The sequence below is a fragment of the Aquimarina discodermiae genome, from assembly GCF_040786235.1.
GTDB lineage: Bacteria > Bacteroidota > Bacteroidia > Flavobacteriales > Flavobacteriaceae > Aquimarina.
Genome location: NZ_JBFMKP010000022.1, coordinates 64,526 through 78,086 on the forward strand (window position 1 = coordinate 64,526; position 13,561 = coordinate 78,086).

Sequence of the window (13,561 nt, forward strand, 5' to 3'; positions counted from 1 at the left end):
GGGTTATTTCAAGTTGTTAAATAATTCATAATACGACTAGGGGTTTCCAAATATAGTAAAACTTTCATTTTCAACCAAATATATGGAAAAAATAAAGAATTATTAAAACGGTAAAACCACAATATTTTGATATTTTATGAGTAATAAGATATTGTATCTGAGATAAATAGTTTATACTTATAGCAGGTAAATAATTTATAATTTTAACATTTAAAGAGGTGAAATGAAAGAACCGAAACCTGTGTTTTCTATCAAGGAATGGAATGAAAATGATCGTCCAAGAGAGAAATTAATCGCTAAAGGGAAGAATGCATTGACTGATGCAGAATTAATAGCATTATTAATAGGTTCTGGTAATAAAGAAGAAAGTGCGGTAGCCCTTAGTAAACGCGTTTTGGCTAGTGTTGATAATAATATCAATGAGTTGGGTAAGCTATCTTTAAAACAATTAATGAAGTTTAAAGGAATTGGAGAAGCTAAGGCAATTACAATAATTGCAGCACTAGAATTAGGACGAAGAAGAAAAGAAGAAAAAGTACAAGTGATTCCTAAAATTAGCTGCAGTAGTGATGCCTTCCATTTATTACAGCCTATTATGGGTGATTTGGATCATGAAGAATTCTGGGTTTTGTTTTTGAATAACAGAAATAAGATAATTCAGAAAAAACAGATTAGTATAGGCGGAAAGACAGGAACATTGGTAGATGTAAGAATTATTTTTAAAGCAGCCTTAGAGTATGGTGCTACAAAATTGGTATTAGGACATAATCACCCAGGCGGATCTTTGACTCCGAGCGAGTCGGATATAAAAATAACTCAGAAAATAAAACAAGCGGGATTAACATTAGACATTGGTTTATTAGACCACCTTATTATAACAGAAAAAGGCTATTTTAGCTTTGCAGATAAAATGATATTGTAATTGATTGTATTTTAATACCAGAGATATGTTGTTAATACATGTGTCAAAGTACACACCAAGAGTTTCTTATATATTTAAACAAATATGTAAGCGAAACCTTGGGTTAGAGGTTGATTTAACCGCAACCATAGAACCCTTTATTGCACATGATGGCCCAAAATTTTCATATGGTAAACAACCACTTGGTAAAGAATTGTATTTTCAAAGTAGCGATTTGCTTTATGAACATGGATTAAATGATGTAGAGATACAAGTAAAAGATTGGGAAGAGACTCAATGTTTTTTTGAAGTTAAACATGTCAATGCTGCCTTACCGTTCGATATTTTTGCTGCTTCATTTTATTTGCTTTCAAGATATGAAGAGTACCTGCCACATGTAAAAGATGATATGGGACGTTTTCCGGCTACAGAAAGCTTGGGATACACACATAATTTTTTAGAAGACCCAGTTGTAGATGTTTGGGTTAGTAAGTTCAAAAAGGTGTTGTTAGAAAAGTATCCTAATCTTAAGTTTCCTGAAAAGAGTACTCTTATTATGCCGGTGGTTTCTGTTTCTCAAACTTTTGTTTATAAAAATAAAGGGATTTTGAGATCTATTGGTGGAGGACTGCGCGATTTATGGAATTTACAGTTTGATAAATTAACCAGTAGAACAAAAGTGAATTTAGGACTAAAAAAAGACCCCTATAATACTTTTGATTTTATCATAGAACTGCAAAAAAAGAAAAAAAGAAAATCTAAAGTATTAATCGGTTTAGGAGATTATTCTACGTTCGAAAAAAATGTAGGATATAATCGTTTGCAACATCATATTATAATTAAGCATATTGCTGATTATATTGATGTGGGTTTAAAAGCATCTTATGATGCAATTGCAGATGTTGTTACATTAAAAAAAGAAAAATTACGAATAGAGAATATTCTCAATAGAAAACTTCAATATGCTTTATGTTCTTTTTTTAAGCTTAAATTACCAGAAGCGTATCGTAACTTTATTGAATTAGAGATAGGAGAAGATTATTCGATGGGATACCCTGAACACTCTGGTTTTAGAGCAGGCACCTGTTCTCCGTTTTTGTTTTATGATTTAGATTATGAAGTACAAACCCCTTTGGTAATATATTCTTTTTGTTATAACAATTTGGGAGAAGAGGGACTAATCGATTTGGCTTCCGTTAGAAAAGAAATAAGTAAATATCTGGATAAGGTAAGAGAGGTCGATGGTGTTTTTATTCCAGTTTTTAGCAATACACTTTTTAGTGATCTTCAGGATCGGGCGTTTTGGAAATCAATTTTTAAATTTATTTGGATGTCAGATGATGATTAAAGGTATTAAAAACGTTTTTTTTGATTTGGATCATACATTATGGGATTTTGATAAAAACTCATATTTGGCTTTTAAAGCTGTTTTTAATGAACTCGGAGTATGTATAGATATAGAAAACTTTCTGGAAGCTTATAGGCCGGTTAACTTAAAATACTGGAAACTATACAGAGAAGAAAAAGTTAGTAAAAGTGAGCTAAGAAGAGGGCGTCTTATAGATACTTTTAATAAACTTAACCAAAACATACCTGTTAAAACTATCGATGCCATATCAGATAGCTATATAGCTTTTTTGCCAGATAATAATTATTTGATTCAGGGTACAGTAGAGTTGTTAGAATACTTAAATCCAAAATATTCACTTCATATTATTACTAATGGTTTTGAAGAGGTTCAAAATAGAAAACTTACAGAATCAGGAATAATTCATTTTTTTGATACTGTTACAAATAGTGAAGAAGTAGGAGTGAAAAAACCGAATCCCCTAATTTTTGAACGCGCCTTACGAAAATCTAGTGCAGATTTAGAGACAAGTATTATGATTGGAGATAATTATGAAGCAGATATTCTGGGGGCAGAATCTTTAGGTTTGCAAACCATATGTTTTAACTATCACAAAGAGAAAATCCCATTACATAATATACAAGTTTCAGATTTAATTCAGATTAAAAACTATATTTAACAATAAATATTTGTATTTTAGATACATATAGAATGTTTTTAATTACTTAAATTACAGTTATTACTTACATTTATATAATCGAATACTCCAAATCAAAGCTATTTTATAGTAGTTAACACTTTGTCAAAATCTTCAAACCCCGAACAAAGATTTTTAACTACATATATAAAATATGCATGTATAGACATTTTTTCTCAAAAAAATATAAAAGGTACTTATCTCTTACCCTATTTAGTTTTTTATGGGTGTTTCAGTTTACTTCTTGTGTAGATGATGTTGATTTTGAACAAGTGCATTTGATAGAGCTTAATCCCGTGTATGAAGTTGATTTTGTATATGCACGATTCGACACAGATGTTTTTCATCAAAGCTCTTCTGTTTTTGTTCCTGAGCTAATCGTTAATGATACCTTAGACTATGATTTACTTGGAATTGATTTTGCTACGAAGCATTTGGTTAGAGTAGAACTGACTTTTGAATTTGAAAATACAATTCAACGAGATTTTGAGTTTCATTTTGGTTTTTTGAATGGAGAGGGAGAAAGAATCGGTCCTACTTACCACATGATTGCAGACAAAGGAAATGGGGGCGGCACCAGTCCTGTAAAAACTACCAGACAAATTGTTATGAATAATGTTACAATTGATGAGGTAGAAACTGCTACCAAACTTGTTTCTTCTTTAAGGTTAAAAAATGTTTCGGGTACTTTAAAAGGCATTTTTGAATTGAGATCAAAAGGAAGTTACTTTATCAATTATCAGTTATGAATTTCTCTCTTTTCTTATGTTATATCCTACCAAGGCGAAAAGAAAAAGGTAAATCTCCAGCTTTTCGCAATTTTGTTAAACCGTCTTTTACAGAGGCAATCGGTAAAAAAGTTACTAGTACAGCTTTGATTTTAATACTTTGTTTTAGTGTTATGTACTCACAAAATAAAGAAATGTTGTATGACTTTACAGATATACCACAATCTTTACTGCTTAACCCAGGAGCAGATACTAATTTTAATTATCATATAGGAATACCTTTGTTGTCTCATATCAGCCTTAATGTAGGGATTAAGGGGGCCTCGTTGTTTGATGTTTTTTCTGAGGATGAAGACAATATTAATGATAAAATAGCACATACACTTAATAAACTAACAAACGATGATTACTTAACGATAACACAGCAATTAGAAGTTTTTAACTTTGGTTGGAAAGCAAACAAACGTGATGATATTTATTTTTCTGGCGGAATTTATCAAGAATTTGATGCAATAGGGTATTTTCCTAAGGATTTTTCGGTACTGGCTTATCAAGGAAATCAGGACTACGTCAATGAAATATTTCGCTTTTCTAAATTGAGAGGAAATGCAGAGTTGATGATGGTTTATCATTTTGGACTCACAAAAAAAGTAAATAAAAAATTGATTTTAGGATTAAGAGCTAAGCTGTATTCTAGTATGTTTCATGTGCGTTCTAATAAAAACAAAGGTTTTTTTACGACGTTAGAAGTGTCTGATGCAAATAACATTTACCAGCACATCATTAGTAATGCAGATATTACGATTAAAACATCTGGGTACGCTTCTTTAAAAGAAATATATGAGAATGAAGAAGATGATGGTGACAAAGTAGATGAAAGTATCAATTCGTTGGTAGGAAAAAGTCTTTTGGGTGGAAATCTAGGCTTTGGTATTGATCTTGGTGGTACTTTTAAATTAAACAATAGAACAAATATAACAGCAAGTATAAATGATCTTGGATTGATTTTTTATGACAAAGATATAGAGACTTATCAAATAAGAGGGGATTATGTTTTTGAGGGTTTTGATACACCAATTCAATTTTCTGGACAGGCTGCGCAGAATTTTTTAGATGAATTAGAAGAAGCGATTTCTATTGATGAGAATAATGACCCATACATTGTAATGCGCCCTTTAAAATTAAATAGTTCTATTAGATATTCATTTAATAGGTATAAAAATGATAATTGCAATTGTTTTATTAAAGGAGAACAGTTGCCATTTATGGATGCGTTTGGAGCTCAGGTTTTTATGCAGTTTAGACCAAAGAGACCGCAATTTGCAGGTTCACTTTTTTATTTGAAACGTTTTTTCCCTTTTTTGCGAACAAAATTAACCTATACGATAGATGAATATTCTTATTATAATGTTGGTTTTGTAATTTCTGCAGATATAAACAAAATTAATTTTTACATTTCGGCCAATAATTTGTTAGATTATAATAATATTGTAAAAGCTAGAAACATTTCTATGCAATTGGGATTTAATGTAATAATGTAAAAATATGTCTCGTAATTTTCTTTTTGGATTTCTTCTGTTGTTTGTGTTTTCGGGTATAGCACAAAAAAAAGTTAATGAATATAAATATGTCATAGTACCTGATAGTTATCTTTTTTTAAAAGACAAAGATGCTTATCAGCTCAATTCTCTAACAAAGTTTTTATTTAATAAATATGGTTTTGAGGCGTTTATGCAAAGTGATGATTTTCCTAAGGATCTTAGTAACAATGGGTGTAAAGCATTACATGCAGATGTAAAAGAAGAATCGGGTATTTTTCAGACAAAACTTATTGTAGAATTAAAAGATTGTAATAATAAGGTGGTTTATGTATCAGAACAAGGTAGAAGTAGAGAAAAAGATTATAAAGCAGCATATCATGAAGCACTTCGAAATGCATTTTTAGGGATAGAAAAATTAAATTACAAATATGTTGGTGACACAAAAGTGTTGACTTCAGATAATTCTCAGGAAAATAAAAAATTACCAGCTAGACCCACCAAAGTTAAAGAAGAGGTGAAAATAGATCAGGTTGATTCCAAGAAAAATACAATTTTATATCAGCTAAATAATACTTCTCTTGTTTTTGAGGCTAGAGAATATGGGTATGAAATATTTACAAAAGAAGATGCTTTGATATCAATAGGCAGGGCATTTAAATCTTCAAACAATAAGAGTTATATTTTAAAAGCTAATGACTTAAGTGGTCATGGTTTTTTTGATAGTTACGGTAACTTTATTTTAGAACGGGTAAATCCAGCTACTAACAAATTAGTAAAAGATATACTTGCAAGACAGTAAATAAAACGAGTAGAGGTATATTAAGGTAATGCTTTTGTAGGGTTTTGAAACTCATTTTTTATAAGAAAAAAACCTTCATAGTGTTTTTGCTGATCATTCTATGGGTAAACCATACCTTGTTGGTTACGGCATTTTACAAGTTTACAAACCCCTTTCGTTCTGTATTAAATTTTAACAGAATTATTTAAAAGAATAAGTATGTGATTTTTATGTCAATTGTGAATGCACTGTTAAAAAAAATGTTGTTTTTTGAAAGGAGACCAGAAAAAGTGTAAGATATTTACTGTTTTAGAACCTATTTTTTAAGGTTTACTTATTTTATTGAGGTAAAATTGAATTTTTGTGATTTTATTTTTTTGTTATGTTAAAAAATAGTTATTTTCGATGCGAAAAACAAAAAAGTATAATGAAGTAAAATACTTTAAATGTCATGGGGATATATTTTAGTCAAACAAATTCTTATAATTAATATCATTATGGTTTGATTAATTTAAATTTCAGTTTTTTGTGACTAGATTTTTTACTTTGTTATTTTAAATTAATTTTATTATAAAACTGAATTTACATGAAAAAAGTTGTTAGAAATTTAATGTTACTTGCTCTGGTTATGGGAGTAACGTTTGCTTGTGGAGATGATGATCTCAGAAAAATTGATGCAGAAGATGTTGATGAATACCTAGAGTCTCTAAACCCTACTACTGATGTAGAGGAAGAAGAAGAAGAAGAAGAAGAAGAGGAAACTCCTGAACCAGAAGCTTTGAGCTTTAATGTCACCGAGAAAAGTGGACATGTAAGTTCTTGTGACATAGAAAACTCTACTTGGAGTATTACTGGTGAATTTACAGGAGATGCTAGCTTTGTAGATGATATAGAGAATGCACAATTACTTGCATCTTTTGAAGATTTGACTGTTGATGTAGAAGTTAAAAACTTAAAAGAAGACACATTAATAGAAGAATTAAACAAAGATTCTTTTACAAATGATGGAGGGAAGGTAAGTGTAACTTTCGATATTACATTTGGTGATGTTTTAACTGCTCTTGAGTTAACGTCTGGAGATATATCTACTTCTGATAAATTCAAGTTTGAGTTAGTTTTTAATGCTGGAGATGTAGTTTACAATAATGAAAATCTTTTAGATGATTCTGAAGGTTCTTTAGTAAGTTTTGAGGAGACTGTTGTAGAAATAATTAGTGATACCAAGTTTGTAGGAGACTATACTGTTTCATTTGCTGATCCAGATGGTCTTGATGGAGGAACTTTTACAGGGGGGCTTGCATTTGCTGATGATGTTACTTATACTTTAGTTGTTGACCCAGAAAACGAAGGTAGAAGAATTATGAAGATAGTTCATCAACCTAAGTTTTGTTCAGATGATGATCCAATAGATTTTATTATGGATTTTACTTGTGATGCTATTATTGTACCACTTCAGAGTGCATCATGTCATTGTGGTGATGGGACTGATTGGCATGGTCCAGCTGTTACTCCTACCAATTATGATGTTAATGATGACTCGACATTTGTTGTAAAATTCGAAGAGAATGCAAATGATAACTGTACTTCTTATGCTTTTCATGAAGCAGAAGTTACTTTTACTAAAGTAGAGTAGAATTGTAAAAGATAATTCTATATTATTATACGTAAAATATAATAGTTAAAAAAGTCTAACTATTATATTAAAAATAAGTTTTTTAAAACAATCCGGTGAAATTATTTCATTGGATTGTTTTTTTTTACACAATAATTAAAGTGTAGATTAGATTAATATCATATAGATGATAATAACTTTAAGGATAAGAGGTTTTATATCTTAATATCCATATTTATCTCCCCATCTTGACTTAAGAAATGACCGTAGTGAATGTTCTCGTTGATTATCACCTGGGTTATATAATGTTGTTCCCTTAATCTCTTCAGGAAGAAATTCCTGAGCAACAAAATTGTTTTTGTGATCGTGAGCATATTTGTAATCTTCTCCATATCCCAAATCTTTCATTAGTTTGGTAGGAGCATTTCGGATGGCTAAAGGTACAGATAGATCTCCTGTTTGCTTTACAAGTTGCTGAGCCTTGTTGATAGCCATATATGAAGCATTGCTTTTTGCTGAAGAAGCAAGATAGACAGCACATTGGCTTAAAATGATTCTAGCTTCAGGATATCCAATGGTGGTAACGGCCTGAAATGTGTTATTAGCAAGAATAAGCGCGGTAGGATTGGCGTTGCCAATATCTTCAGAAGCTAGTATAATTAATCTTCTGGCAATAAATTTAAGATCCTCTCCTCCTTCGATCATACGTGCTAACCAATAAACAGCTGCGTTAGGATCACTACCTCTTATAGATTTGATAAATGCAGATATGATATCATAATGTTGTTCGCCAGTTTTATCATATCGCACAGTGTTTTGTTGCACCAGTTTTGAAACAAGATCATTGGTAATAATTATGTGCTCTTCGTTTTGCCCGGTAATGATTAACTCAAAAATGTTTAAAAGTTTACGGGCATCACCACCACTTAGTTTTAATAAGGTTTCGGTTTCTTTTAGAGTAATTTTTTTGGACTTAAGGTACTCATCCTCCTGCATTGCTCGATGTAATAATTCCTCTAATTCAGTTTTTCCAAATGCTTTTAGCGTGTATACCTGGCATCGTGATAAAAGTGCAGGAATTACTTCGAAACTAGGATTTTCTGTGGTCGCACCAATCAAAGTTACCCATCCTTGTTCTACAGCTCCTAATAAAGAATCTTGTTGAGATTTGCTAAAACGATGAATCTCATCAATAAATAAAATAGGGTTTTTGGCAGTAAACAAACCTCCGCTTTGTTTTGCTTTATCGATAACCTCTCTAACTTCTTTAACTCCACTGTTTATAGCACTTAATGTATAGAAAGGCCGTTCGGATTCATTAGCGATTATATTGGCTAGTGTAGTTTTTCCTACTCCAGGAGGGCCCCAAAGTATTAAAGAAGGGATAATGCCGTTTTTAATTTGATAGGTTAGCGATCCGTTGTCCCCAATCAAGTGATCCTGACTTAGATATTTTTCGAGAGATTTGGGGCGTATTCGTTCTGCTAAGGGTTTGTTTGTATTCATACTACAAAGTTACAAACCTTGAGCATATCACCGTAAAATAAAATAGGTAAGATGTAATGATGTTTGATTTGCGCAGACTATAAACCTGCCATTTTATCCGAATTATGGGTTTTGGAATTTTTTTTGATACTTTATGTGTTATGAATGAAGAAAATACACAGTTCAATTTTTATACAGGAGTCATAGGGTATCCATTACTTTTTGTATTGGCTATTTGGATCGTCTTTTGGTTTGAAATTCGTTTTGGATTTGATTTTAATTACTTAGGGGTGTACCCAAGAACTATAAAAGGACTCAGGGGGATTTTGTTCTCTCCTTTTATTCATAGTGATATATCACATTTGTGGCATAATACGTTGCCATTGTTAATTTTGTCGGCTGCGTTATTCTTTTTTTATCAGAAAAACTCGTGGAAAGTAATGATTGTTGGAATATTTTTCACAGGTTTATTTACATGGTTATTGGGTAGGTCAGCTAATCATATAGGGGCAAGCGGAGTAATTTATATGCTTTTTGGTTTTTTATTCTTTAAAGGAATTCTCGCAAAACACCTTAGGTTGGTAGCTTTGTCATTTGTGGTTGTTTTTATTTATGGCAGTCTTGTAATGTATGTTTTGCCAATTGACCCAAAAATTTCGTGGGAAGGGCATTTATCTGGACTTGTAACTGGTACGGGATTGGCATTCTTTATTAAAAAGGGGATAGCAAAACCAAATCGGTTTGTGTGGGAGTCAGAAGACTATGATGATGAGAGTGATGAGTTTTTAAAACATTTTGATGCAGATGGTAATTTTATAGAGCATTTGCCACCTGAAGAAAATGAAGAAGTACCCATTAAAATTGTGTATGAATACAAGGAAAACCTAAGAAATTCACCTTTGCCTCCTCCTGATGATCAAAATAAATAAGGATTATAATTTTTGACGAATAGCTTCATATAAGAAGACACCGCAGGCAACAGATACATTTAATGAAGCAATAGTGCCATGCATAGGTAATTTGGCTTTGTGATCTACCAATTTCAGTACAGAAGGAGATATTCCTTTGCCTTCACTACCCATTATAATAGCGGTTGGAATGGTTAAGTCGGTATCATAGATGGTATTCGTTGCTTTTTCAGACGCAGCTATGGTTTGGATACCCGATCCTTGAAAATAAAATATAGCATCCTTAATATGATCTACTTTACAAATAGGAATTTTAAACACTGCTCCTGCAGATGTTTTTATAGTATCTGCATTTATAGGAGCTCCTCCTTTTTTTTGAATGATGATCCCGTCTACACCTGTACATTCTGCTGTACGAATAATAGCTCCAAAATTACGAACATCTGATAATTGATCCAGTACAAGAAAAAGAGGAGTTTTCCCTGATTCTATAACTTGTAATACCAGATTTTCAAACTCATAAAATTCGATAGGAGAGATATGCGCAACAACACCTTGATGATTGTTTCTAGTAAGTCGATTTAATTTTTCTATAGGTACATACGTATAAGTAATGTTTTGTCTTTTTACAAGTTGCATTAATTCCCTGGCCAAGTCGCCCTGTAATCCTTTTTGAATAAAAAGTTTGTCGATAGTCTTACCAGAATTTATGGCTTCTACTATCGCTCGAATTCCAAAAATAAGAGAATCGTTTTTCATTAATTTGTTTTAAATTAAGACTTAATCCAAAGATTAAAGAATGATTTTTCAAAAATTAAAGGTGAAAAATTGTTTTGGGTGTAAATATAAATAATCTAATACTTAAAGATTGAGTATTTAAAAAAAATAAAGGCGATCTTATGATTAAGATCGCCTTTTTGTTTGATGATATATTTATTGATTAATGAGGGCAGAAAACTGATCCAGCAAAAGGAAAAATATCAACACCTTTTCCTTCATCTAGAATTACATTTCCTTCTGGATCGGTTAATGTATACTCGTTCTCTTCTTCAAATCCTGGTCCCAAGGCTCTACCGGGACTTGGAGAAGAATAAGAAGCGGCTATAAAAGCAGTTCCTTCTGGTACGGTAATATTAAAATCACTACCAGAATCGGCGGCTGCGTATTCTGTTTTTACACCATCTATATCAAAGGTGAAAATAGCACCGTTCCACCCATCACCATAAAGGTCAATAGTTTTCAACACCCATATTCCAGGAATTGGATCTGTAATTACACACGCATAGGAAACTTTGAATTCCATTGCTTGTCTGTACCCTCCTTCATCAAGTAAATTGTCACTTAGATTTCCTCCTAATATTTTCACTAAGCTATCAGGTTGAAAAACAGGTCTTTCATAAGTGAATACTTGACCTTCACTTGTGGTAATGGTGGCGTTAAATTCAAACGTGTTCCCTCCATCTAAATCGGCAGGTGTTAAACCTAAAGATGTTGCAATATCACTCGGTGATATATCAAAATCTGAAGGGAATGAGGTGATAGATCTAAATGGAGATACAGATGTAGTGTCTCCACTAACTATTGAAATCATTTCATAATCAACCTTTGTAATATTACCGTTAGGGTCCTCAATTTTAGATGTAAAAACTTCACTAGGCGCTTGCCCAGGTATAACGTTTAGGTTAAAGTTAGGTTGGTCACCTTCCGCAAACCTTACAAATCCTCCTTTAGATAATTCGTGAGTAACAGGGCTATTAAATTTATCTTCATCTTGACATGACATAAAAGCACCTACGATGCTTAATGTCAATATTTTTAAAATTATATTTTTCATTTTCTAATTTTTTTTATTTTATAAAACCAGCAGCATTCGTATCCCAGAATACTTGATCGGTCAAACTCTTTTGAGTGATATTAGGGTTGTTATTAGCCTCAATTTCTGAGTTTGGTAAGAAGAAACTTCTAGGGAACTGCCCTGCATCACTAATAACTGGTTCTTGTAAGTCTGGAAATCCTGTACGTCTGTATGCATTGTATGCTTCGATAGAGTTCCCAAAAGAAGCTACATAAAATTCTCTTATGATAATTTTTAATCTGTCTGAATCGGTAGTTGCCATGTCATATTCATTAGAAATTGAATCGATATAGTTTGTTATAAGTGTAGCGTCTATTGCTTGTCCCGCAACCGTGCCAACTCTATCAAAAGAGTCTTGTATTCCTTGTAACATTAGAGCTTTAGCATCACCTGTAGTACCTAGACCAACCGGGGCTGGTAATGAAGCTTCAGCTAGTAAGAAATGTGTAAAAGAAGAAAGTAGTATGGGTGAAATGCCAGCTCCTCCTTTATTAGTACTTTCATTTCCTTTAGGGTTAATATTCGTTAATTTTTCTAATAGAAACTCTGCTAAGGTTTGATCAGGATTTGCAACATATTCTGTGGTAAAAGTGGCAATTGCAGCTACTTGAGTGCCTCCATTATCGATAGCACCACCGGCAGGATAAACACCATAAGTGGTTCGTTGGTCTCCATCATTAGGAATACCATCATTATCTCCATGATCTCTTCCCCAATATCCATCACCAATGTAACAAAAAGTGATGTCAGCATCTGCGGTACAAGGTAGCCAATCGTTGTCTGCAACTAATGGATTGTTTGGATCGTGCAATACCTGACGATAGAAATAATATTTCATTCTTGGATCTTGATCAGTAATACTTCTTTGCATTAAATCCATAAGACCATTATTCATGTATTCATTTGCATTGGTAACATAATTATTTTGAAATGAAGGATGTCTTACATCTGGGTTGGTTGCCTGAGTGCCGAATTGTACAAAAAAGTCATCCGCAGGTGAACTGATGAAATCACCAGATGCAATAATTGCATTGATATCTGTTACGGCTGCAGTATTATTAATTAATTTTGTCTGTACATACATTCTTATTTTTAATGTATTAGCCAGTTTTTTCCATTTAGAAACATCATCCGTGGTTGCATCAAAAAATATGTCCTCTAAAGGTACAGAACTTGGTGTTTCCAATTCAACCAATGCTTGGTTTAGTAGGTTGTACATTTCATTATAAATATCTTCTCCTTTATCTAATTCTGGATTTGGAAATGTTCCTGGTTGGTTAGCTTCAGAATACACAGCAGTTCCAATAAAGTCCACTAAATTTACAAAGGCATAAGCTTCTACAATTTTGGCAATGGCTACATGTTGTGATAACCCCCTTTCTGTAGAAAGCTGTTCTAAAAACTCTCTGTTAGACCTTACCTGATAAGAAAGGGCCCAAGGTGTGTTAATAGCAGTGTTGGTTGCATTAGCTGCATACGTACCAAACTGGTGTGTATGCCTTATTATAGGCGATGCAAATGCTGCTAATGTACCTTGCTGTTGTGCAAAATTAAAAAGTACCGAATTTAATACGAAATTTGGATTCGCTTGATCCTCTGTTAAGCTGGTAGGGTCGTCTTGTAAATCTAACTCAGTAGTTTCGCAAGAAATTGCTACTTGCAGTACTACTATTATAGCGATTAATTTATATATATATGTTTTCATCTT

General features: G+C 32.4%; 12 protein-coding genes. 8 read left to right on the forward strand and 4 right to left on the reverse strand.

Annotation, left to right across the window (positions count from 1 at the left end; genetic code table 11):
• Positions 1 to 223 precede the first annotated feature (223 nt).
• The 7 genes from radC (at position 224) to ABW636_RS15085 (ending at position 7,626) form a co-directional block, all read left to right on the forward strand.
• Positions 224 to 922 (forward strand): RadC family protein, encoded by a 699-nt coding sequence (gene radC / locus ABW636_RS15055; protein ID WP_367590893.1) that lies wholly within the window; start codon positions 224 to 226, stop codon positions 920 to 922.
• A gap of 25 nt (positions 923 to 947) precedes the next feature.
• On the forward strand, positions 948 to 2,249 hold the full coding sequence (locus ABW636_RS15060) for a DUF7033 domain-containing protein (RefSeq protein WP_367590894.1): 1,302 nt from the start codon (positions 948 to 950) through the stop codon (positions 2,247 to 2,249).
• Positions 2,239 to 2,928 carry a YjjG family noncanonical pyrimidine nucleotidase gene (locus ABW636_RS15065; protein ID WP_367590895.1) on the forward strand — a complete coding sequence of 230 codons (690 nt, stop codon included), beginning with the start codon at positions 2,239 to 2,241 and terminating at the stop codon, positions 2,926 to 2,928. The genes ABW636_RS15060 and ABW636_RS15065 overlap by 11 nt, the downstream gene beginning before the upstream one ends.
• 176 nt (positions 2,929 to 3,104) lie before the next feature.
• Positions 3,105 to 3,695: a hypothetical protein gene (locus tag ABW636_RS15070; RefSeq protein WP_367590896.1), complete on the forward strand. Its 591-nt coding sequence runs from the start codon at positions 3,105 to 3,107 to the stop codon at positions 3,693 to 3,695.
• A 152-nt stretch (positions 3,696 to 3,847) separates the two neighbouring features.
• Positions 3,848 to 5,215, forward strand: coding sequence for a DUF5723 family protein (locus tag ABW636_RS15075; RefSeq protein ID WP_367590897.1), 1,368 nt, complete (start codon positions 3,848 to 3,850; stop codon positions 5,213 to 5,215).
• Between the two features lie 4 nt (positions 5,216 to 5,219).
• Complete coding sequence (locus ABW636_RS15080) at positions 5,220 to 6,014, forward strand: hypothetical protein (RefSeq protein WP_367590898.1); 795 nt, start codon at positions 5,220 to 5,222, stop codon at positions 6,012 to 6,014.
• Positions 6,015 to 6,579: 565 nt separating this feature from the next.
• Positions 6,580 to 7,626 (forward strand): hypothetical protein, encoded by a 1,047-nt coding sequence (locus ABW636_RS15085; RefSeq protein ID WP_367590899.1) that lies wholly within the window; start codon positions 6,580 to 6,582, stop codon positions 7,624 to 7,626.
• A 201-nt stretch (positions 7,627 to 7,827) separates the two neighbouring features.
• Here the strand turns inward: ABW636_RS15085 and ABW636_RS15090 are convergent, their stop codons facing one another.
• Positions 7,828 to 9,111, reverse strand: coding sequence for a replication-associated recombination protein A (locus ABW636_RS15090; RefSeq protein WP_367590900.1), 1,284 nt, complete (start codon positions 9,109 to 9,111; stop codon positions 7,828 to 7,830).
• 140 nt (positions 9,112 to 9,251) lie between these two features.
• Between ABW636_RS15090 and ABW636_RS15095 the strand changes: the two genes are divergently transcribed.
• Positions 9,252 to 10,019 carry a rhomboid family intramembrane serine protease gene (locus ABW636_RS15095; RefSeq protein ID WP_367590901.1) on the forward strand — a complete coding sequence of 256 codons (768 nt, stop codon included), beginning with the start codon at positions 9,252 to 9,254 and terminating at the stop codon, positions 10,017 to 10,019.
• Between the two features lie 3 nt (positions 10,020 to 10,022).
• Here the strand turns inward: ABW636_RS15095 and rlmB are convergent, their stop codons facing one another.
• The 3 genes from rlmB to ABW636_RS15110 all read right to left on the reverse strand — a co-directional run bounded on the left by rlmB (position 10,023) and on the right by ABW636_RS15110 (position 13,558).
• Entirely contained in the window at positions 10,023 to 10,757 is a 735-nt protein-coding gene (gene rlmB, locus ABW636_RS15100) for a 23S rRNA (guanosine(2251)-2'-O)-methyltransferase RlmB (RefSeq protein WP_367590902.1), read from the reverse strand.
• A 181-nt stretch (positions 10,758 to 10,938) separates the two neighbouring features.
• Positions 10,939 to 11,832 (reverse strand): hypothetical protein, encoded by an 894-nt coding sequence (locus ABW636_RS15105; protein ID WP_367590903.1) that lies wholly within the window; start codon positions 11,830 to 11,832, stop codon positions 10,939 to 10,941.
• Between the two features lie 13 nt (positions 11,833 to 11,845).
• Entirely contained in the window at positions 11,846 to 13,558 is a 1,713-nt protein-coding gene (locus ABW636_RS15110; RefSeq protein WP_367590904.1) for a SusD/RagB family nutrient-binding outer membrane lipoprotein, read from the reverse strand.
• Positions 13,559 to 13,561 lie beyond the last annotated feature (3 nt).